The organism is Natrialbaceae archaeon AArc-T1-2 (assembly GCF_030273315.1).
Classification (GTDB): domain Archaea; phylum Halobacteriota; class Halobacteria; order Halobacteriales; family Natrialbaceae; genus Tc-Br11-E2g1.
In genome coordinates this window covers 63,972-84,933 of the sequence record NZ_CP127175.1, presented here as the reverse complement: position 1 = coordinate 84,933, position 20,962 = coordinate 63,972, and the positions used below count along the sequence as shown (strand labels likewise).

The following is a 20,962-nucleotide window of genomic DNA, read 5'->3' as shown; positions in this document are numbered from 1 at the left end:
CTCGAGGTGAGTCAGCCGTCAGCTCGGCGAATGGCAATCGCCGCACCCGCCAGCACTGCGATCAGGGCGAGCACGACACCAAAGCCGGGAATGATGTCGTCATCGTCGACTTCGTCGTCAACGTCGTCGACGTCATCGTCAACGTCGTCGACGTCATCGTCAACGTCGTCGACGTCATCGTCCACAGGCGGATCGGGATCGTCTTCGACAACCGTCAGGGTGCCGGAAGCGTCGTCAGCGTCGACGGTCACTGACCAGTCGATATCGCCGGCTTCCGTAGTGTCGAAGTCATAGTGCCTGGTCACTGTTTCGTCGACTTCGAGTTCGATCTCGTCTTGATCGACGGTCTGACCGTCGATGACGACCTCGTAGTCGGTCGTCCCAGACGCGGTTCCAATGTTCGAGATCGTCACGTCGAGTTGGGCGTCCTCATCAACTTCGACCTCTGCAGGCGCATCAGTCTCAGCCGTGAACACGGCAGTTGGTGAACCACCAGTTCCACCACCACTTGGTCGTCGCGGTGGGTCTCGATCTTCGTCCTCAACCATCATGACGCCAGTGTTGGTCTGGATCTCGTCGCTCGAGGAGCCGGTAGCAACGTGAACCCACCGGTAGTCACCTTCATTCCAGCCCTCAAGGGTCTCGACCGTGATTTCGGTATCCGGATCGACGTCGTCAACGACAGTTGTCGAGGTGTCGAGTTCGATCTCGTCACCGATTACTTCGGTTCCGGGTTCGTCAGTGTCGATTTCACTTGCGAGGAACCCGACGATGTCAGCAAGTTCCGTCACGCCAGTGTGGCTCTGCTCGCCGAGTTCGATACCAAGAACCTCTATGCCGTCTTCGACGTTCTGAACGCCATTTATCGACTCGATCTCGTGTTGGACCGTTACGTCTTCGGATGAGAAGTCACTGCTTAGATCCTCCTCTGCCTTGATATTCATCTCGCTTCCAGTGAACGCATCTTCATCGTAGAGGACGACGGAGTGTGTGACGTCCCCCTGAAGTTCGTCGGCATTGACGTCAAACGTGATGTCATCACCGGGTTCGGCTTCCGTTCCGACATTCACTTCAGAGAAATCCTCGTGAGCGACGAGGCTTTCGGTACCGATGATCGTCGTTTCGTCACTTATCTCGAGATCGCCATCATCAACGTCGAGCGAGTCGTCCCCAGTGGCGATAACTGCGAGATGAATACCGGATTCAGGCTGGTAGTCGTAGTCGAGTGTTCCGTCTTTCTCTATCTCCCTCTCGTCTGGATCGTTAAATTCGACGTTCTCGTTAAGATCGTCAAGTTCGTCCTCGGAAAGCGCATCCATCAGCTCATCCCCGCTTGTTGGGACGTCACTCAGGTCGTCAATCGATTCGTCAACCTGTCCGGTGAGTACCTGCACGTCCTCCTCAGCATAATGGTCCGTGTTCGCGGCGGTACCCTCGCCATCGAATGTAAGCGTTACTGACTCACCAGCTTGGAAAACAGCGAGTGAACCTCGGTTTGCCGACTCACGTTCTCCATCCGCCGTGATAACATCGAGCCACAGGTTGTCGACGGTGACGGCACCGTCTTCTGTGTCAGCCCGTAACGGAAGGACCGACCGGTCCCAGATCGTGACATCTTCACCATCAACTGTCACGTCTACTAATTCTTCTTCTGGCGGTTCTTCGTTAGCAACCGCGACCCCGATGCCACCCATCCCGATGACTCCCGCAATCGGTGCGAGAATCATAACCGCGACCAGGAAAGTCACGAGAGAGAACCGTTTCGTAGTGGTCATACACTGACCAGTCTAATTCAGGGTAGTTAATAATTTCGAAGATGCGAACTAGACAGATGAATGAGGTAATGATCCCGACTGTTTTTGGATCAGTCCCGGTGTGCGAGTAAATAGCCTGACAAAGCGAAACTCACCACAACCACAAGTAGTGATAGTCCTGGGATCCCGAGCGTATCCTGATCTCCGTCAGACGGTTCGTCATCATCTCTGTCATCGTCGTCACCCGGTTCGATCACCTCATCGTCGGTGTCGTCAGCACCTCCATCAGTATCATCGGCATCTGATTCGTCTCCATTGTCAGCACTATCAGCATCATCGCCCTCTCCGTTACCGGCTTCATCGTCCTGTTCGTCAGTCATTCCATCATCGACGTCATCAGTATCGTCGGTCCCTTCATCGTCGGCGCCATCCCCACTATCGTCGGTTTGCTGGTCATCGGTCCCCGTGTCGTCGTCACCACCGCCACCACCAGCACCATCGTCGCTTTCTCCATCGTCGGATGCTTCGGTTACAGTAAGTGCCTCACCAGTATCGACAGCGAGAGCAGTCGGATACCCTTGGGCTTCCTCGTCTGCAGGAACTGCGGCGTACACTTCGTAGTCGCCTTCGTCGAGGTTACCGAGATCGAGAGTTGCCTCGTAGCTCGTGTCTCCAGTGTGATCCAACGTCACGTCCGTCACATCGTTATCCCCATCCCATATCGCAACCTCCACGGTATCCGGTTGATCCGACACTGTCTCTGGTTCTGCCGTTGCAGTGAGTTCTATCGCTTCGTCCGTCGTCCCGCTTTCGGGATGATCGAGCGAGAGGTCATAGCCCTGAATGACCAGCGGTTGGACAGCCTGTCTTCCGTCGTCTCTAGCATTCAGCGTCAGCATGTAGGTACCGGCATCTAAGTTGCTCGTATCGAGCTCATCGTCGGCCGTCCCGATTGTAACGTGGCTCTCATCGGCGTCGAAGTTCTCGCTGAACTCATCTTGAGAATCCGTATTGTATAGATAAATTCTGTAGTCTTGGGTGGACGTGACAGAAATATCGATCTCCTCACCGGGTTCAATCGCCCCAATCGCACTGACGTCGAATTCGTCTCCTTCGATCTCAACGGTCCGTTCCGGCGTGTCGATCGAGTCATCAGCGTCAATGTCGTAATCCGAACCCGAGAGTGCCGGTGACGTTGCGGCAAACGCAACGGCGGCGAAAACGATGACCGCGACAAGCGCGATCCGAATGTAGCGGGGTTGCATGATCCCGACTCTGTTCGTATTGATTAAAGTCTTTCCGCTCTACAGGTCTAGAAGTATCGAACACTGTCCGGCGTGAGGCCGGACGAACGGTGGTGCGAAGGTGCTCGAGAAAGTCAGAGGCTTTACGTCGCCCCACGACCCGCACTCGAGTAATGGCGACCCGGCGACGGATGCGGTTCGTCCGGGGGCAGCTAGCCTGGATGCTCGCGACTGTCCTCGTGTTGACAGCTCTCGGATCGCTCTCCTACGAGTTATTTTTCGTGCTCTCGCTGATCGGACTGTTGATTGTCACCGAGTTGACGGCACCGGTGAACGTGACGCCAGCGTGGCGACGACGGCTGATGTGGCTGATCCTGCTCGGCCTGATCGGCTTCGCGGTCATCGTCGTCAGACGGATCCTCGAGATCTTACCGCCGGAGGTGTTGCCGTGGTGACCGGACGTCGATCGACGTCCCCCGATCGCCGTGAAACGGGGGGGAGGGAGACGCCGTGAATCCGATCGAGTGGTTCCGTGACGGGCGTGACCCCGACTGGCCACGAGTGGTGCTTGCGGGACTCGCGATTGCCCTCATCGTTGCAATCGCCGTCGCCGGTGCCACGTCGACGGCGGCGTTTGGCGCGTACAACCCGGCGTGGGATGGGACGAGCGAGTTCCGGGATTCGGTCGCGACGGATCCCAACGCCGAACACGAGATCGTCCGCGACGCAACGCGGTACGACGACCTCGAGCGAAACGGCACGGTCGCGTTCGTCGTTGCACCGGAGGAACAATACGGCGACGACGCCGAGCACGTTCGGGGGTTCGTCGACGACGGTGGGACCCTCGTCGTCCTCGAGAATGTCGGCCAGAGCGGAAACGCCCTGCTCGCGGACGTCGGCGCGGACGCCCGAACGGATGGGCGACTCATCCGGGACGAACAGTATAACGATCGCGGACCGGCGATGCCGATTGCTACCGACGTCGCGAACCACTCGATCACCGAAGACGTCGACCAGCTCACGCTCAACCACGGGACGGTAGTACACCCTGACGGGGCGACAGTGCTGGTCTCGACGAGTGAGTTCGCGTATCTCGTCGACGATCCGGACTCCGATCTCGAAGAATCCGACGCGGAACTCGACTCGTATCCCGTCGCGACGATCGAAGATGTCGGTGACGGACGGGTGGTAACCGTCGGCGACCCAAGCATCGCGATCAATATTATGCTGGACGAACCCAACAATCAAGCACTGCTCGAGGGGCTCTATCAGGACGAGGAGCGTGTCGTATTCGACCTCTCACACGCTGATGACGTTCCGCCGCTTACTGGAGCACTGCTGGTCGTTCGTGGCTCGGCGGTCGGTCAGGTGCTGCTCGGACTCCTTGGCGTCGCAGCGGTCGCAACGGCAAGTCGCCCACGGTGGCTACGTGCCGGACTCGCACGCGTTCGAGCCTTCGGACCGCCCATGGACCGTGGCCGGAGCCAGGACGAACCGACGGCGACGCTTTCGGACGCGGAGCGAGCGGCGTACATCCGACGTCGGCACCCGGACTGGGACGACGAACGTGTCCAGCGTGTGATAGCAGCGCTTAACCGGAACGGGTCGAAACGGGATGACGAATGAGCGAGAGGAGTGGCGGATCAACCGTCGGCTCAGACGGACAAACCGTCGACCCAGAGACAGTCCATGAACGGGTACGAAACGAGGTCGGCAACGTACTGGTTGGAAACGAGGTGGCGATCGAGCACCTCTCGATCGGACTCCTGATCGGTGGGCACGTTCTGCTCGAGGGTGTGCCGGGTGTCGCGAAGACGACGCTCGTCAAACTTTTCTCGCGCGCGACAGGGCTCGAGTACAGCCGGACCCAGATGACACCGGACACCCTTCCGGCAGACGTCACTGGAACCTCCATCTACCGGGAAAACCTCGGCGAGTTCGAACTCCAGCGCGGTCCGATCTTTGCAAACCTCGTGCTCGTCGACGAGATCAACCGTGCAACGCCGAAAACGCAGTCGGCACTGCTCGAGGCGATGGAGGAAGGACACGTCACGATCGAGACCGAGACGCTCGAGCTTCCGGATCCGTTCATGGTCGTCGCGACGCAGAACCCGATCGAGATGGAAGGGGTGTTCGAACTGCCGGAAGCACAGCGCGACCGCTTCCAATTCAAACTCACGATCGAGTTACCCGACAGATCGACGGAACGGGAACTCCTCGAGCGATTCGACGACGATCCAGACCTCGGTCCGGACGACACCGAACAGGTCGTCAACACCGATGATATCCGCTCGGCTCGAGATCTTGTTACTGATGTGCACGTCTCGTCGCCAGTCAAGTCATATATTCTCAATCTCGTCGCGGAAACGCGTTCTCATCCCGACGTCGCTCAGGGAGCGTCCCCACGCGCGAGTCTGACGTTCCTCCATGCGGCGAAGGCACGTGCAGCGATCCGCGGTCGTGAGTATGTGATCCCGGACGACGTGAAGGGGCTGGCCGAGCCGGTGTTGACCCATCGGCTCGTGTTGAACACCGAAGCCGAACTCGGCGACGTCAGCCCGACCGACGTCGTCTCCTCGATACTCGAGGCGGCCGAGCCGCCGAGTGCCGAAGTCGTCAGACCGGAAGCAGTGAACGACGCGGATCCGTAGCCGGATACTCGTTGAAGCGGCGACCGATGTCGAACAGCAACTGATAGGCTGAGCAGGCGCAATACCACGGCCCAGGAGGAGGGGAGGGGATGTCAGCCCTCGAGCTGGCACGTGACGAGCCAATCGGCCCGTTCGCCTCCCGCGGTCACCGAGAGTGAAACGGGTCGTTCGAGCACGGTCACGAGACCGACCGCGACGAACGAGGGGATCGGATGATCGAACCGATCGAGATCGCCGAAGGCGCTACCGGATACCGCGAAGGTGATCCGCTCGTGTTCCCGGTCGACGTCCGGATCGACGCTGTCGGCGAGTTCGAACGCTTCCACGAGGGCGTCGGCGAGCTGGGTGGCGATGCCAACAGGTGTCTCCGCAGGGTCGGTCGTCCGTTCGAACTCCGTAAAGAGCGGTCTGCCGGTGGGCTCGAACAGCAGCCCACGCCCCGACTCGTCGGTAACGATCGGCCCGGTTCTATCGACCGGAAGTTCGGGGTCGGCGTAGCGAGGAACGTACAGCCGGACGGCGTCCGTATCACCCGGCGGGAGGTAGATCCGGTCGTCACGAAGTCCGAGTTCGTCGACGAGTGCATCGCCGTTGGCACCCGCAGCGGCGTACACTCGTTCCCCGACCGTCGCCGAGACGACGCGTTCGGGTGTGAGGTAGTACGTGAGCACCCCGCCGAACAGTCCCGTCGCCCCGAGTGCAATCAGGACGCCCCTGGTATCAGGGAACACGACCGCGCCGAAAACCGCCGCGATACCGAGGGCGGCGAGACCAAGCGCCGTATTCCGGTAGCGTGACTGGCGAGCGCGAGCGTACTCGTTTCGCAAGCGTCTGTTCTCCTCCCGTAACAGTTCGATCGTCGCGAGCAGTTCGGTTCGGTCGGGCTCCTCGTCCGATGGGTCGTCGGTCGGCGAGGCGTCCGACGCCGTCTCGGCTCGGACATCGTCGATATCGGTATCGCTCGTACTCATGTGTCGTCGGGTGCAGCTGCGTCCGTTGTGTCGGTGGGTGGTGTGCTATCGGTGGAGCGCGACGAAACGGGTTCGTGATCCGGTCCGTCCTCGTCGACGAGCCCCAGAACGACGAGTTCGTATCGGTGGAGGGCGTAGCTGGCGAGTGCCACCGCGCCGGCCAGCGTCATCGCGACGAGCCACAGCGGCTGTGCAGCGTACTCGAGCGTCAGCCATGCCACCCCGGCAAACGTCAGGACTGCAGCGGCGGTCATGGCAGCGAACCGAACCGGTGATCGTGCTCGAGTTGCCGGGGCGAGTAACACTGCGACGAACGCGGTCTCGACGATCAGGAACGAGACCGGATCGATGGCGTTGGGGAAGAGTCCGACGAGCCAGAGATGGCCGACAGCAAGCGCGTACGGCGTTCCGACCAGGCGTCGAACGGCGACCACGGTTGCACCCGCGACCAAGCCGAGAATGCCGGCGAAGACGCCGACGGTACTCGCGCCGAACGCGACGAGGAGCAGTACGTCCGTGACGAACGCGGGCCAGCTGGTCCCTTCGTGCTCGAGACACAGCGACTCGAGACGGCTGCCCGAACCGGATTCAATCGGGTTGCTCATCGGCGATCACCCCGGCCCGCAGCGAGAACGGCTGCCAATCGATCCTCCGGAGCGACCTCGAGTGCGGTGACACGCTCCATTCGGGTGAGCGACCGGCGAAGCTCTTCGAACGAAACGTAGCGCTCGTACGTTTGCTCGGCGTCTGCAAGTGTCCCGGATTCGAACAGCACCGTCGGAGAGAGAAAGACGAGAACGTCGTTGTCGTGTGTGCGTGCCATCTCGACCGTTTCGCGGAGTTCTATTGGATTCGCGTCGTCGGTACAGAGGACCGTCAGGACCCGTTCGTTCTGCCGTCGGAGCGACGTTTGCACGGCGCTGTACAGTGGGTCGCTCTCGATGCGTTCACGATACCCCTGTCGGTCCGCATAGAAGGGACGAAGCGTCTGGGCGAACGGATCGTCGTCGTTCGCGAGTGCCGCAGCCGACCGCCGAATGCCGGTCGCCGTCCGAGGGGACTGTGGCGCTTTCCCGGCAGTATGAGCAACCCCCTCGCGTTCCGACACGGAACTAACGGTTGCCTCGACTGTCGCCTCCGGGTGGCGTTCTGCTCGTTCCTGGGTTGGTTCCAGTTCAAGCAGGCGTCGACGGATCGTTTCGTACAACTCGGGCTGTAACTTCGGCTCGAAACGGGCCGTAATGCCGTCGTCGCCGACCGTGAGCAGCCCGAGTGGATCGCCGAGTCGGTTGGCATTCGCTGCCATCGCAATCGCCACCTCACGGAGGTATGCAAGTTTCGTCTCTCCCGGACGCCCCGTCGCGAGGCTGTGTCGGTGGTCAACGACGAGCAACGTGGTACGGTCCGTCTCACCCTCGTACTCCCGAACGTGCAACTCCCCGAGGCGAGCGGTCGACTTCCAGTCGATGCGAGGTGCTCGATCACCTGGCACGTACTCCCGAATCTCGCTTGGTTCGAGCCCCGACTGGAGTCGTCCCGTGTCGTGCTCTCCATAGGCCACCGCGGTCCGGTCGCCACCCTCCCCGACGTGTATCGACCGCGGTTCGCGTGGCTGGACCGTCACCGTCGGTGCTTCGCCGGTCGGAATAGTCTCCCGAAAGAGGCCGTCAGTCGCTGTCACCGTCGGCCGCGTGAACCGGTGCACGCCGGCGACCGGCCAGCGAACGTCGATCGTTCGGTCCGTCTCCGTAGCCCCCGGTTCGAGCGAGAGATGCAACGTCCCGTCTTCGACCGCCGCTGTGGGAAGACCACCGTCGATTGCCAGTGCCAGTGACAGCGGCTCCTCGAGCGTGGCAGACATCGTTACTGGCGTGTCGTCATCAGTCCGTACCGAAGTTCTGGCAGGGACCTGGGATACCGACAGCACCCGATTCGTTCGCTCGAGTTCCGTAATGAACAGGTACTGACGAGCGAGTACCCACGCGCCGATCAGCCCCGTCGCCGCCAGCAAGAGCGGACGTGCGAAGACGGCCGCGAGTACGGCGAACACGGCAGCGAGGGCACCGGTCGCCCACAGCCGGCGAGTGGGTCGCATATGAGAGAGTTTTCGGGTGTCCTGTTGAAGCTACTGGTTGCTGAACAATATCAGGAAGCGAACTGTTTTTGTCGTGAGGCGCGGACTGTTCGGTCGTGAACGGGTCGGGCTCGCGCGTATTCGCGGTGGCGATTCTTACACTGGCGCTTGTAGCCACCGGTGGGATGTTCGCGGCCGGCGTAACCGATACGGACCGCACCATCGTCGGGGCGACAAACGAGACTGACGACGACGGGACGAACGAAACGGTCCGCCACGAACATCCCGACGAGTACGACGAGGACAGCGACACCGACGGGGTACAGTCGTGGCTGTCGGATCAACTCTCCCAACAGCTCCAGGAGAGCCAGGTCGCTCTGAGCGAGGGCGAGTACGACCTCGCGCGGTCACACGTCGACGAGGAATATCGGGACCGACTCGGTCAGTACGTCGAGGTCAGTGGTGAGACAGAAGAAGAGACGGCTGGTGACGACGATCGCGATGATGACGCCGCTGACGACGATGATGAGGATACAGTAGCCGACGAGGAGGACGACGCCACTGAAGACGAGGAGGACGACGTCGATCCCGACAACCCGGCCGAGGCATTCGAGGATGCAGCCAGCGAGCAAGAGCGGCTGGCCGACACCCTCGAGCAGTACAACGAGACGAAGGCGGCTTACGAGGAAGCACGCGAGGCAGGCGAGGAGGAGCGAGCCCGGGAACTCGCGCGTGAACTCGAGGAGCTCGCCGCCGAGATCGACGGCTCGAGTCGAAACGCGATCACGACCTATCGCTTCCTCGAGAACGAAACCGGGACGGACTTCTCGGACGCCGTCGAGTCCACAGAGCAGATCAACAACGAGACACAGACCGAACAACAGATCGTTCGCGAGCAAACCTTCGTCGAAACGGCACTGGAACTCGAGACCGCTCACGAGAGCGGATCGTTTCTCGAACCGGTACGGATCAGTGGCGACCTGCAAGCGGCGGATGGCTCCGTTCCTGACGGCCCGGTTCGACTGATCGTCGGCGGCGAGCCGAGGGATGTCGAGATCGACGACGAAGGTCGATTCGAACTCGAGTATCGTCCGGTCGCCGATCCGTTGTCGACCGATCGGCTGCCGGTGGCGTATATCCCCGAACGCGAATCAGTATATCTCGGCAGCGAAGCGGAGACGGACGTCTCGATCGAACAGGCCGAACCGACGGTAACGATCCACGACGAACCGACAGCGGTTGCATATGGCGAGGAAGTCCCCCTCACAGGGAATTTGACCGTCGAGGGCGTCCCTGTCGATGACGTCCCCCTCGTCGTGACGGTCGAGGGGGAGCGCTTGGGTGTGGTGCGACCGACCGACGGCGAAATAAACGACAGCGTCACCGTTCCGGCCGCGGTCCCGGACGGTGACAGCGAACTTCGTGTTCGTCTTCCGTTCGAGGACCGGGCACTCGCCAATACATCGACGACGACGCCGGTAACGGTCCAGGAGACCGAGACAACGCTGACAATCGACGAAACGCAGGTCAACGACGCTGACAATGAGACTGCCGACGACCGAGAACTGCAGATAACCGGCACGTTGTCGACGGATAGTGGGGACGGGATTAGTGATCAGCTGGTACAACTCAGTATCGACGGGACAACCGCTACGATTGTCGAAACTGATACGAACGGAACGTTCTCGACAACCGTGGCCATCCCGGACGGGACGGGCGACGTTCGAGTGGATGCCGTCTTCGACGGAGACACGACGAACCTTGCCGATGCGACAGCCGAAGAGACCGTCGTGTTGTCGGAGGGGGTCGAAACTGGTGACTCTTCGCTGTCGAATGGACCGGCAATCGCCGTGGCTGGAGCCATCATCGCCGCCACCGTGGCTGGGTTCTGGTGGTACCGACGACAGTCGGGAGCAGCCGACATCGTAGACAGCGACGCTGGTCGTCCGACGATCGCGAGTGAACCGGACAGGGGTATGTCTGATGCCGATCCAGTCAATGCCCTGTTGCAACATGCCCAAGACCAACTTGCAAACGGTAATCAGGACGACGCCGTCCGAACCGGATACGCAGCTGTTCGCCAGAGGATAGAAGCGCGGGCCCGTCTCAGTCGGACGCTCACCCACTGGGAGCTTTACCGGGAATACTGCGAGGCGAGTGCTGACACGGACGAAACGGACTCGCTACGAGCGGTGACCGAAGCATACGAGCGTGCCGCGTTCGGTCCCGATTCGGTGCCTGCCGACGTGGCCGACGATGTCCTGGCTCGAGCACGACAGTTGAGCGAGCGTGCCGAACCAGAGTCCACACAGGGCGTGGCCGATGATTAATTTCGATCGACCGACTTTTACACACCGCTCGTCGATATAGCGTCGAATGGCCGACGGTCGATCGCTTTGGTTGCTTCTGCCACGTCAGGTCCGGACGCTTCCGGCGGATCTGGCGGCGATACTCGCAGTGACGGCACTGGTCAACGTCGCCGTCTTCGCTCCGGTGATTCGCGAGACGCCCCTTCGGGTGCCACTTGGACTCGCCTTCGTCCTTTTCATTCCTGGTTACGCATTTATCGCTGCACTGTTCCCTGAGGATGGTGACGGGCCTGCAACTGCCGATGTCGTCGACAGCGACGGCGATGAAAGCGAAGATGCACAACGCTGGACCGTTACGAACCGATCCGGGATCGACGGCATCGAACGCGTCGCACTCGCGTTCGGGCTGAGTATTGCGATCGTCCCACTCATCGGACTCGTATTGAACTTCACTCCATGGGGGATTCGGCTCGTGCCGATCATGATCTCGGTGAGCGCGTTCACGATCGTTACGACGGCCATCGCAGCCGTTCGGCGACGACAGCTCCCCGAAGACGAACGGTTCCACGTCCCCTATCGGGAGTGGCTCGCCGCAGGTCGCGCGGAGGTGCTCGAGCCCGACTCACGCGCGGATACCGTGTTGAACGTGTTGCTCGTACTCTCGATCGTGCTCGCCGTCGGCACGCTCACGTACGCGGTCGTCGTGCCACCGGAGGGCGAGCAGTTCTCCGCAGTATATATCCTGACCGAGGACGACGATGGTGACCTCGTCGCGGACGGCTATCCAACCGAGTTCGTGCAGGGTGAAAGCGAGGAGATCATCGTCGGCGTCGACAACCACGAACACCGGACGGTCGACTACACCGTCGTCGTCATCGAACAGGATGTCGAGGTCGTCGACAACGAGACGGTCGTCCACGAGCAGCGTGAGCTCGATCGGTTCGAGGCCCAACTCGAGCACAACGAAACCTGGCACCACGAACACGACCTCGAGCCGACGATGGTTGGAGAGGACAACCGAATCCTCTGGCTACTGTATCCAGATGAAGTTCCCGAGGACCTCTCACAGGAGAGTACCGAGTATCACGTCCATCTCTGGGTTGACGTGGCCGAGCCTGACGAGGATTGACGTCCTCCACACGACTGAAAGGTTGTGGGGTGCTCAACGGTTCCTCCGTGGACAACCCGGCCATATAATTTCTTTCTAATTATAATATAGTTTAATCTTTATAAACTAAATAATCTGATGTGAATCCATAGGGCCAAAAGAATAAAACCCCTGGAATACTGTCAGTCAATTCATGGAAATCCGTTCCGCAGTCGTTCTTGCGGCGGGAGAGGGATCTCGACTTCGTCCGCTCACGCGACATCGGCCGAAGCCGATGTTGCCAGCGGCAACGAAGCCCATTCTCGAGCATGTCTTCGATGAGCTGATCGAGGCAGGGGTCACGGACATCACCGTTGTCGTCGGCTATAGACGCAACCGCGTGCAGTCTCACTTTGGGCCGACCTACCGAAACGTGCCGATTACCTACGTCACCCAAGAAAAGCAACTGGGAAGCGGTCACGCACTCCTTGCAGCCGAAGAGGAGGTCGACGGATCGGTTCTGGTCGTCAACGGCGACCAGCTCGTCGACCGACAAATCATCGACGACGTCGCCACGGCGACCGATGGTGCCGACGCAACGCTCGGACTCGTTCAAAACGACGTCGAAGAGTACGGAGGCGTTATTCTCGCCGATGGCGGGGAAGTTACCGACATCGTCGAGAAGCCCCGTGATGAGCGGAGTTACCGGCTCAATGCGGGCGTATACGCGTTTGAAACGTCGATCTTCGATGCGATTCGCTCCGCATCGCCGTGTGCGGGCGAACAGTCACTCGTCGATGGCATCCGGGAGTTGATCGACGGCGACGGGGAGGTTCATGGCGTCGTCTCCGAGGGACTCTGGGTGGACGCGACCTATCCGTGGGACCTGTTGCGCGTTGCCGACGACTTGCTGGCACACGAGTCCAGAGTCGCGAGTCAGGTGTCGCCATCCGCACGCATCCACGACGCGGCGACGATCGTCGAACCGGTCGTAATCGAGCGGGATTGTGTCGTCGGTCCGGGTGCCGTCGTCGGCCCGAACGTTTGTCTGGGCGAAAACGTCACGGTCGGATCGAACACCGTCGTCGAACACAGCGTCGTCGACGCAGACACACGCGTTGGGGACAACGCGACGCTCCGGGACTGCGTGACGGGTCGTGGGGTCACGGTCGGTCCCGGAACGACCGTCGTCGGCGGCCCGGGTGACGTTCGAATCGGCGATCAGGTTCATCAGGACGAGCAACTTGGCGCGGTGCTTGCGGACCGGGTCCACGACGAGGGCGGGTCGACGTACGCACCCGGAACGATCGTCGGTCCGGAGGCCGTCGTCCGGACTGGCTCGGCCGTTCGTGGAACGGTCGACGCCGAAACGGAGGTGCGTAGTTGATGTGTGGAATCATCGGCTATGCCGGTTCTGACAGCGACGCGATAGACGTCCTGCTGGATGGGCTCTCGGGACTGGAGTACCGCGGCTATGACTCCGCAGGCGTCGCGCTCTCGAATCAGACGCTCCACGTCCACAAACGGGAAGGCGAACTGTCAGCACTCGAGTCCGCGCTTCCGAAATCGGAGTACGAAAACGAGTCCGTCGGGATCGGTCACACGCGCTGGAGCACCCACGGTCCCCCGTCAGACGTGAACGCTCATCCACACACGGACGACCAGAACCGGGTCGCCGTCGTCCACAACGGCATCATCGAGAACTACCAGTCGTTGCGTGACGAACTGACCGCGGCCGGTATCGAGTTCGAGAGCGACACCGACACCGAAGTCGTCCCACACCTTATCAGCACGTATCTCGCAGACGGCATCGACCGGGAGACGGCCTTCAGGCGTGCGATCGATAGGATCGAGGGCAGCTACGCTGTCGCGGCCGTCTTCGAGGGGACGAATACGATCTACGCCGCCCGACGCAACTCGCCGCTCGTGCTCGGGATCGGCAATGACGGCTACTATCTCGCGAGCGACGTGCCCGCCTTCATCGAGTACACCGACCGGGTGATCTACCTCGACGACGGCGAGTTCGCACGATTGTCGCCATCCGAGGTCGTGGTTACCGACGCCGACGGCACCGTCGTCGAGACGTCGATCGAGACGATCTCCTGGGATCCCGAAGACGCCGGCAAGAGCGGCTACGACCACTACATGCTCAAGGAGATCAACGAACAGCCCGACGCACTCCGGAAGTGTCTTCGCGGTCGGCTCGACGAACTCGAGGGGACCGTCGACCTCGAGTCGGTGCCACCGATACAGGCATCCGGGGCCATCCAGTTCGTCGCATGTGGGACGTCCTACCACGCCGCGATGTACGGCGCACGGCTGCTTCGCGACCGTGGCGTGTCCGCCCAGGCGTTCCTGGCCAGCGAGTACGACGAGGAGACGATTCCCGTCGGCGGCGAGTCGGTCGTCGTCGGCGTCACCCAGAGCGGCGAGACCGCCGACACGATGCGTGCGCTCCGTGCGGCGAACCGCGCGGGTGCGAAGACCATCGCCGTGACGAACGTCGTCGGGAGTTCAGCCGCCCGCGAGTGTGATCACGTGTTGTACATCCGTGCCGGCCCCGAGATCGGCGTCGCGGCGACAAAGACCTTCGCCAGCCAGCAGGCCGCCCTGACGATGCTCGCCTGCCAGCTCACCGAGAACATCTCGCGTGAGACGATCCAGGCGCTCCGGGACGTTCCGGACCTGATCCAGACCGTGCTCGATACCTCGAACGCGCGTGCGGTTGCCGAGACCTACGAGGACGCCGACGCGTACTTTTTCATCGGCCGTGGTTACCAGTATCCCGTCGCGCTCGAGGGCGCGCTGAAGATGAAAGAGATCACGTACAAACACGCCGAAGGGTTCGCCGCCGGCGAACTCAAACACGGCCCGCTTGCACTCGTCACCGAAAACACGCCCGTCTTCGCGCTGGTGACCGGCGACGACGAGCGAGCGAACAAGACCATCGGGAACGTCAAGGAAGTCGAGGCACGGGACGCACCGGTCGTCGCCGTCACGGACGGGCGCTCCGAGGTCGAGCGGTACGCCGATCACGTGCTCGAGGTCCCCGGCGCGGGCGGAATCGCCAGCCCGATCGTCGCGAACGTCCAGTTACAGCTGGTCTCGTACTGGGTCGCAAATCGGCTGGGACGTTCGATAGACAAACCACGAAACCTGGCCAAAAGCGTCACTGTCGAGTGACGGCCGGAGGTTTCATCGGCAAACTTAATTGTGTCTGAAATTTCTCTCCGACAATGACGACACGGTCCGCGTCAGTCACGGAACGTGACCGCCCTCCAGCAGCCGTCCGTGCGAACGAGGTCACGAAAATCTACACCAGAGGATCCGGTGGCGGGCGACTCTCCCGCCTGTTCAACGGGACCAGCCCGCCAACGGTCACGGCACTCGAGGACGTCTCGCTCGAGGTCCACCCGGGCGAGATCGTCGGCCTCTCGGGGCCGAGCGGGAGCGGCAAATCGACGCTGTTGCACCTGCTTGCTGCCCTCGAACGACCGACCGAGGGGACCGTTACGGTCCGTGACGACGACGTGACGGCGATGTCGGAACGGCAACGAACCCGGCTCCGACTCGAGCACGTCGGGATCGTCTTCCAGCACTTTCACCTCCTCGAGGCCCTGACCGCTCGGGGCAACGTCGCGTTGCCGCTCGTCGAACTCGGCGTCTCGAAACGGAAACGGCGCCGGCGGGCGACCGACCTGCTCGAGCGGGTCGGGCTCGAAGACCGGGTAACGCACCGACCGGGGGAGTTAAGCGGTGGCGAGCAACAGCGCGTCGCAATCGCACGGGCACTCGCGACCGATCCGGATCTGGTGATCGCGGACGAACCGACCGGCGAACTGGACACGGAGACGGGTCGACAGGTGCTGTCGGAGTTCGAGGAGGTGGCGGACGATCGCGCAGTGGTCCTTGCATCACACGACCGGCAAACGCTCGCCATCGCAGATCGCGTCATCCGGATGCGTGACGGACAGATCGTCGGGATCGACGAATGACGCTTCGGAATCGACTCGCGCGATGGCTGGGACTGATCCGGGTCGGCGTCCGACAGACGATCACGCGGGCAACACACACTGCCCGGAAGCGTGTGCTGTTCAGCATCCTCGGCGTCGCCGTCGCGATCGGGCTGCTCGTCGTCGTCACGGGCGTCGGTATCGGACTCGCGACGGGAACGACGGTGTACGACGACGACATCGATTACTGGATCGTCCCCGAGGACGACGGCGACCGGTCGCCGTTGGTCGCGACCGACGGTCCGCAGTTCGGGGCCGTCCATGAGACGACCGAGACGTTACAGGCACGCGACGACGTCCAGTCGGCAACGCCAGTGCTAACGCAGGTGATGCGCCTCGAAAGCGAGGACAGCGACGAGTACGTCCTCGTCGTTGGAATTATCAACTCTCCGGGCATGGACCGGGTCTCCGGGATCGCTACTGACGGCCTCTCGACCGGTGATCCGTATCACGCCGACGGCGAGTGGACGGGCGAGGTCGTCCTCTCTCGCGGTGCCGCGGAGTTGCTCGAGACATCAGCCGGCGATCCGATGACCGTCGGCGGCAACGAGTCGTTCACCGTTGCGGCAGTCGACGACGGGGACGGCGAGAACGTCGGGAACATCCCGACGGCGCTTGTCCAACTCGGCGAGTTACAGGTCCTGACCGGCGCGAGCGAACACGACCAGGCCGATCAGTTCGTCGTCCAGACCGATTCCCCGGAGGTCAGCGACGATCTCGAGGAGCTGTACCCACAGTCGGCAGTCCACTCCCGTGCCGGACTGACGGCAAGCCAGACGATCGATTCCGACCTTCCGCTTGCGCTTGCGTTGACGGCGTTCGTCGTTGCCGTCTCGATCGGCACACTGTTCGTGATCACGACGACCGGCCTCGAGCTCGTCGCCGACCGGAAACAGCTTGCGACGATGGCCGCGATCGGGCTCTCGACACACAGCCAGTTGCGTCTCGTGGGCGTTCAGACGCTCGTCATGTCAGTGCTTGGCGGCGTGGTTGGTGCAGTCGGCGGGCTCGCTGGGATCGCTCTCGTCAACACGGTTGCGGTCCGGACGATCACGACTGAGCCGATCGCTGTCTCACACCCGGTGTTTCTGGTCTACGGCGTCCTCGTGGCGATTCTGATCGGACTCCTGTCGCTGCCGTATCTCCTCGTCTTGACCAGACGGCTCTCGGGAGGTGTTCCGTAATGTTCGATCGAACCAGACGGACGCTCGCTCGCTTTCGTGCGGCTATCGGGCTCACGATCGCCCAGCTGCGCCATCACAAGCTTCGACTCGGGCTGGCGATCGTCGGCGTCGCACTCGCCGTGCTGGCGATGACGTTGCTCGCCGGTGCCGGGATGGGCGTCCTCGAGACGGGCGAACAGCAGTTCGACGCCGCCGACCGTGACCTGTGGGTGACGGCAGGTGAGACGCGGCTGACGACCGCAGGCGGTGGCGGCTTCGAGAACACGTTACATGACTCGCGAGCAGTGGCAGACGAGATGGAGCGCCACGACGGCGTTCACAACGCGGTTCCACTGGCGTTCGAGACCGTCTACGTCAGGGCCGACGAGGACGACGACTTTCGGACGTTCGTCGGCACGGGCGCTCCGGGCGGTGGGGCGGCCGTTCAGGTGACCGAGGGCGACGGCCTCTCCGGCGATCCCCACTACGCCGACGGGACTTACGAGGGGAACATGACTCACGAGGTCCTCGTCGATGAGGAGACGGCACGCGCGCTCGATATCGAGGTCGGCGACACGCTACAGATCGGGGGGTCCCTCGCTGCGGCCCGGAACAACGAGTTTACCGTCGTCGGTGTCTCGCCGACGTTCGAACAGATGCTCGGGACGCCGACGGTGACGGTGCCGCTAAGCGAACTCCACCAGGTCACCGGGACGACACAGACCGAGCCCGCGACGTTCATCACGATCACGGTCCCGGACGATGCGGACACGGCGACCGTTCAGCAGGAGTTACAGGCTGAGTATCCGGAGTACGATATCCGGTCGAACCAGCAACAGCTCGAGGCCGTCCTCGAGGAACAGGTGCTCGTGCTCGCGGCTGCCGCGACGCTCGTGGTGCTCGCTATCGGTGCTGGAATTGCACTTACGTTTACGCTGCTCTCGCTCGTGGTCTATCAGCAACGGTCGGAGCTGGCTGCGCTTAAGGCCCAGGGCGTTTCCTCGTCACTGCTCGTCGCGGCGGTCCTCGGCCAGGGAACTGCCATCGGCCTCATCGGTGGCGGACTCGGCGTTGCGCTGACGCCGCCAGCCGTCTCGGCACTCAACCGGCTCGCGGCAGCCGTGGTCGGCTTCGACGGGCTGGTACAGACGGTCGATCTGCTTTTCGTCGGCGGGCTGGCAATCGCTATCTGCATCGGGACGGTCGCAGCCGCGGTCGCAGGTTGGCGAGTTAGTCGCACGCCACCGCTCGAGCATCTGTGAGTCGGTAGAACGGTTGTGGTCGTCGGAGACATTTTGGTGCCCGTCGGCAACCATCCGACCATCCCGCCGAGGCGAATTTGCAGGCGATCGCCGACCGAGGATACGGCATCTGGTTCGTCAGAGCCATCGAACACGCCGTCTACGCCGACCAGCGAGCGACGGTCGGTCTCCTCAAGGAGGTGTTCGCCGCCGGTGTCGTCTCCGACCCGGTCCCACGGCATTGCGTGGCTTGACCTCCTCCTCCGCGTGAACGCGGAGGAATCCCGCCACGGGATTTCAGGCCGAGCGAAGCGGCCTGTTGGTTTCAAGACGCATACGTTCCAAGCGTCACCTGCTGGGTTTCAGCATCGGCTTGGCTGTCTTGTGGCCCGGTCAAAGAGGCCCCATCCGTAGCCGAGTCATCGTCACCGGCCTTCTGCCGGGAACTCCGGTCGCTTTGGCGGTGACTCTCTCCACTACGGTAGCGGTCTGCAATGTTTATCGCCCCGTTCACGTCAGCTTGGTACTCACCGAGCCAGCAGTCGTCGTTCGAGCATCTGAACGTCGCCTGTCGTGGCCGGTAGCCGTGTTCACCGCAGGCGTGGCACGCCTTCGACGTGTTCCGGGGATTCACCGTCTCGACGGGAATCCCCTTCTCGGCGGCTTTGTACCGAATCTGTGCGTGGAGCTTCGCAAAGCCCCAGCCGTGCAACCGACGATTCATGTACTCGCCGTAGTCCATGTTCTCGCGGATGTACGTCAAGTCTTCCAGCACCAGCACTGGGTTCTCGACGGACTCGGCGTACGCCACGACCTCGCGGGTCACACGGTGGAACACATCGTCAATCTGGTCCCACAGTGCGTCACCGTAGGACTCTGCGATTCGCTCACTGCCACGCTTCTGAAGGCGTCTCTTGGCGGTGAAGTAGGTTTTGCGGAGTCGACGAACGGTCTTACCGTCGTCGGCCCAGAGTCGGGGGCGAACAGGAGAACCGCTCTCGTCGCGGTGACACACCGTGACGAGACTCGCTTCTCCGATGTCCACACCAATCGGCGTCCTGTCGAGCCCGGCGAGACAGGGCTCGCCAGACTCGTCTGGCTGCGTCCGCTCGTCGGCGGATGCCTCAGATTGGTCCTCCACGTCGCGAGTAGCGGTAACGTGGAGATACCACGTTCCGTCCCGCTCGAACAGCCGACTCTCGCCCATCTCGGCGTCGTCTGCGTACAACGCTTCGAGCCACTCCCGCTGTTCGGGATTGGCGCGTGCCGGAATCCAGAGGTGGTAATCCTCGTGGTGGGGGACTTTGACGTACCACTCGATAGCGTTCTGTGGCTGATGGTCAAGTTGCAGTCCCTCGTTGGTGAACCGCACCGGGTGGTCGTCGTGAAGTTCGTCGGCGTCGTAGCTGTTCCCACAGAGTTGCGGGACGTACTTCTTGAGGGCGTTTTTCGCGTAGCCGCTCAGATCGTACTCGACAACCACGTCGTTAGCCGCTGACTGTGTGTCACAGCCAGCGGCGAAGGCGGCCTGAAGCGCCTGCTGGTAAGCGTTCCGTGTCTCACGAAGCTTCTGTCGCTTGTGGACATTCGGGTCCACAAGCTTCAGTTCGAGCGTTTTCGTGAGTTCGGTCACGCTTCGGCCTCCTTGTGTCGTCGCCAGATTACATCTGGCGGGCTGCCAGAACTCATGAGTTCTGGCAACGGTTGATGTAGTTCTCGACAGTTTCGCTGGAGACGTGCCCGGCTGTTCCGGCGTAGTAGCCACGTGCCCACCGGATTTTCTCGCCGTCGTGGTCGGCGTGGCGGTGGTTATATTTCCGTGAGGAAATGCCCTTGAACCAGTTGGCGAGCAGTGATGGGCTGTGTTTGGGCGGGCTACTGACGAACAGGTGAACGTGGTCGGGCTGAACCGTCAGGTTCTGAATGTCCAAGCCTTTCTCGTCGGCAATTTCGTGGAGGATGGATTCAACACGGTCGGCAACCTCTCCCGTCAGTACCGGGTTGCGGTACTTCGGGAGCCACACTATGTGGTAGTTGAGGTTGTAGGTTGCATGCCGTGTGGTCTTCATCCGTGCTACACACTATGGTCATGTAATGACAAATATCTTGTGGAAACGGTGGGAAATCCAGTCCTGCAATAGAACGGTGGATTGTCACACTATGCTGTCCGCTCGACCCCCGCCTGTTCGCTCCTCGGTTCCGACAGAGCGTCGGAACACTCGTCACTCACGGGAAGACGGGGGTATGCGCTCGTATCTCTATCAGTGCGGTCGAACGGAGCCGGTATCCCGAATCGGGCGATCAGTGGAACTGGGAAGCGGTGTATCCCGACCTCGGGGAAGCGGGACTCGAGTGGGACCCCGACGTGCGCGAGCAACTCCGAGAGCTGGTGGTCGAGTCGGGCTTGCAGGGAAACTGCCTGCAGAGTGGACACTCGAGGACCCCGTGCTTTGAG

18 protein-coding genes are annotated in these 20,962 nt (G+C 61.8%); 11 read left to right on the top strand and 7 right to left on the bottom strand.

Annotated features, from left to right (window positions below):
- Positions 1-11 precede the first annotated feature (11 nt).
- A complete protein-coding gene (locus QQ977_RS16310) occupies positions 12-1,775 on the bottom strand; it encodes a CARDB domain-containing protein (protein ID WP_285928938.1) in 1,764 nt (587 codons plus the stop codon).
- 89 nt (positions 1,776-1,864) lie between these two features.
- Positions 1,865-3,019 (bottom strand): hypothetical protein, encoded by a 1,155-nt coding sequence (locus tag QQ977_RS16305; RefSeq protein WP_285928937.1) that lies wholly within the window; start codon positions 3,017-3,019, stop codon positions 1,865-1,867.
- 170 nt (positions 3,020-3,189) lie between these two features.
- Here QQ977_RS16305 and QQ977_RS16300 point away from each other — a divergent pair, with 170 nt between their 5' ends.
- From QQ977_RS16300 to QQ977_RS16290, 3 genes are read left to right on the top strand one after another with little or no spacing between them, the layout of a single operon-like run.
- Positions 3,190-3,453: a hypothetical protein gene (locus QQ977_RS16300; protein WP_285928952.1), complete on the top strand. Its 264-nt coding sequence runs from the start codon at positions 3,190-3,192 to the stop codon at positions 3,451-3,453.
- A 55-nt stretch (positions 3,454-3,508) separates the two neighbouring features.
- Positions 3,509-4,624 (top strand): DUF4350 domain-containing protein, encoded by a 1,116-nt coding sequence (locus tag QQ977_RS16295; RefSeq protein WP_285928935.1) that lies wholly within the window; start codon positions 3,509-3,511, stop codon positions 4,622-4,624.
- The gene (locus QQ977_RS16290) at positions 4,621-5,649 is read left to right on the top strand and encodes an AAA family ATPase (RefSeq protein WP_285928933.1); all 1,029 of its coding nucleotides are present in this window, start codon (positions 4,621-4,623) and stop codon (positions 5,647-5,649) included. Before QQ977_RS16295 ends, QQ977_RS16290 begins: the two co-directional genes overlap by 4 nt.
- Before the next feature lie 92 nt (positions 5,650-5,741).
- Here QQ977_RS16290 and QQ977_RS16285 read toward each other — a convergent pair whose 3' ends face one another.
- The 3 genes from QQ977_RS16285 to QQ977_RS16275 are packed head-to-tail and all read right to left on the bottom strand — an operon-like array spanning position 5,742 to position 8,715.
- Positions 5,742-6,620, bottom strand: a complete 879-nt coding sequence (locus tag QQ977_RS16285; protein ID WP_285928932.1) for a hypothetical protein — start codon at positions 6,618-6,620, stop codon at positions 5,742-5,744.
- Positions 6,617-7,225 carry a hypothetical protein gene (locus tag QQ977_RS16280; RefSeq protein ID WP_285928930.1) on the bottom strand — a complete coding sequence of 203 codons (609 nt, stop codon included), beginning with the start codon at positions 7,223-7,225 and terminating at the stop codon, positions 6,617-6,619. Before QQ977_RS16280 ends, QQ977_RS16285 begins: the two co-directional genes overlap by 4 nt.
- Positions 7,222-8,715, bottom strand: a complete 1,494-nt coding sequence (locus tag QQ977_RS16275) for a DUF58 domain-containing protein (RefSeq protein WP_285928928.1) — start codon at positions 8,713-8,715, stop codon at positions 7,222-7,224. Before QQ977_RS16275 ends, QQ977_RS16280 begins: the two co-directional genes overlap by 4 nt.
- A 125-nt stretch (positions 8,716-8,840) precedes the next feature.
- Between QQ977_RS16275 and QQ977_RS16270 the strand changes: the two genes are divergently transcribed.
- The 8 genes from QQ977_RS16270 (at position 8,841) to QQ977_RS16235 (ending at position 18,761) form a co-directional block, all read left to right on the top strand.
- Complete coding sequence (locus tag QQ977_RS16270) at positions 8,841-11,024, top strand: hypothetical protein (RefSeq protein WP_285928927.1); 2,184 nt, start codon at positions 8,841-8,843, stop codon at positions 11,022-11,024.
- Between the two features lie 46 nt (positions 11,025-11,070).
- Positions 11,071-12,132, top strand: coding sequence for a DUF1616 domain-containing protein (locus QQ977_RS16265; protein WP_285928926.1), 1,062 nt, complete (start codon positions 11,071-11,073; stop codon positions 12,130-12,132).
- A gap of 172 nt (positions 12,133-12,304) precedes the next feature.
- Positions 12,305-13,477, top strand: a complete 1,173-nt coding sequence (locus tag QQ977_RS16260; RefSeq protein ID WP_285928925.1) for a sugar phosphate nucleotidyltransferase — start codon at positions 12,305-12,307, stop codon at positions 13,475-13,477.
- Positions 13,477-15,273, top strand: coding sequence for a glutamine--fructose-6-phosphate transaminase (isomerizing) (glmS, locus tag QQ977_RS16255; protein WP_285928924.1), 1,797 nt, complete (start codon positions 13,477-13,479; stop codon positions 15,271-15,273). The genes QQ977_RS16260 and glmS overlap by 1 nt, the downstream gene beginning before the upstream one ends.
- A 53-nt stretch (positions 15,274-15,326) precedes the next feature.
- Positions 15,327-16,085 carry an ABC transporter ATP-binding protein gene (locus QQ977_RS16250; RefSeq protein ID WP_285928923.1) on the top strand — a complete coding sequence of 253 codons (759 nt, stop codon included), beginning with the start codon at positions 15,327-15,329 and terminating at the stop codon, positions 16,083-16,085.
- On the top strand, positions 16,082-17,287 hold the full coding sequence (locus QQ977_RS16245; protein ID WP_285928922.1) for an ABC transporter permease: 1,206 nt from the start codon (positions 16,082-16,084) through the stop codon (positions 17,285-17,287). The genes QQ977_RS16250 and QQ977_RS16245 overlap by 4 nt, the downstream gene beginning before the upstream one ends.
- Positions 17,287-18,528: an ABC transporter permease gene (locus tag QQ977_RS16240; protein ID WP_285928920.1), complete on the top strand. Its 1,242-nt coding sequence runs from the start codon at positions 17,287-17,289 to the stop codon at positions 18,526-18,528. The genes QQ977_RS16245 and QQ977_RS16240 overlap by 1 nt, the downstream gene beginning before the upstream one ends.
- 77 nt (positions 18,529-18,605) lie before the next feature.
- The gene (locus QQ977_RS16235; protein ID WP_285928918.1) at positions 18,606-18,761 is read left to right on the top strand and encodes a hypothetical protein; all 156 of its coding nucleotides are present in this window, start codon (positions 18,606-18,608) and stop codon (positions 18,759-18,761) included.
- 71 nt (positions 18,762-18,832) lie between these two features.
- Here the strand turns inward: QQ977_RS16235 and QQ977_RS16230 are convergent, their stop codons facing one another.
- Together QQ977_RS16230 and tnpA are read right to left on the bottom strand one after the other, a co-directional pair.
- Positions 18,833-20,140, bottom strand: coding sequence for an RNA-guided endonuclease InsQ/TnpB family protein (locus QQ977_RS16230; protein WP_285928917.1), 1,308 nt, complete (start codon positions 20,138-20,140; stop codon positions 18,833-18,835).
- 52 nt (positions 20,141-20,192) lie between these two features.
- Positions 20,193-20,576 (bottom strand): IS200/IS605 family transposase, encoded by a 384-nt coding sequence (gene tnpA, locus QQ977_RS16225; protein ID WP_285928916.1) that lies wholly within the window; start codon positions 20,574-20,576, stop codon positions 20,193-20,195.
- Positions 20,577-20,962 lie beyond the last annotated feature (386 nt).

What these genes read in the sequence shown, in the direction of transcription:
- QQ977_RS16260 (WP_285928925.1), top strand. Translation starts at nt 12,305, where the DNA reads ATGGAAATCCGTTCCGCAGTCGTTCTTGCGGCGGGAGAGGGATCTCGA.
- QQ977_RS16245 (WP_285928922.1), top strand. Translation starts at nt 16,082, where the DNA reads ATGACGCTTCGGAATCGACTCGCGCGATGGCTGGGACTGATCCGGGTC.
- QQ977_RS16300 (WP_285928952.1), top strand. Translation starts at nt 3,190, where the DNA reads ATGCGGTTCGTCCGGGGGCAGCTAGCCTGGATGCTCGCGACTGTCCTC.
- QQ977_RS16285 (WP_285928932.1), bottom strand. Translation starts at nt 6,620, where the DNA reads ATGAGTACGAGCGATACCGATATCGACGATGTCCGAGCCGAGACGGCG.
- QQ977_RS16275 (WP_285928928.1), bottom strand. Translation starts at nt 8,715, where the DNA reads ATGCGACCCACTCGCCGGCTGTGGGCGACCGGTGCCCTCGCTGCCGTG.
- glmS (WP_285928924.1), top strand. Translation starts at nt 13,477, where the DNA reads ATGTGTGGAATCATCGGCTATGCCGGTTCTGACAGCGACGCGATAGAC.
- QQ977_RS16310 (WP_285928938.1), bottom strand. Translation starts at nt 1,775, where the DNA reads ATGACCACTACGAAACGGTTCTCTCTCGTGACTTTCCTGGTCGCGGTT.
- QQ977_RS16290 (WP_285928933.1), top strand. Translation starts at nt 4,621, where the DNA reads ATGAGCGAGAGGAGTGGCGGATCAACCGTCGGCTCAGACGGACAAACC.
- QQ977_RS16280 (WP_285928930.1), bottom strand. Translation starts at nt 7,225, where the DNA reads ATGAGCAACCCGATTGAATCCGGTTCGGGCAGCCGTCTCGAGTCGCTG.
- QQ977_RS16305 (WP_285928937.1), bottom strand. Translation starts at nt 3,019, where the DNA reads ATGCAACCCCGCTACATTCGGATCGCGCTTGTCGCGGTCATCGTTTTC.
- QQ977_RS16265 (WP_285928926.1), top strand. Translation starts at nt 11,071, where the DNA reads ATGGCCGACGGTCGATCGCTTTGGTTGCTTCTGCCACGTCAGGTCCGG.
- tnpA (WP_285928916.1), bottom strand. Translation starts at nt 20,576, where the DNA reads ATGAAGACCACACGGCATGCAACCTACAACCTCAACTACCACATAGTG.
- QQ977_RS16250 (WP_285928923.1), top strand. Translation starts at nt 15,327, where the DNA reads ATGACGACACGGTCCGCGTCAGTCACGGAACGTGACCGCCCTCCAGCA.
- QQ977_RS16240 (WP_285928920.1), top strand. Translation starts at nt 17,287, where the DNA reads ATGTTCGATCGAACCAGACGGACGCTCGCTCGCTTTCGTGCGGCTATC.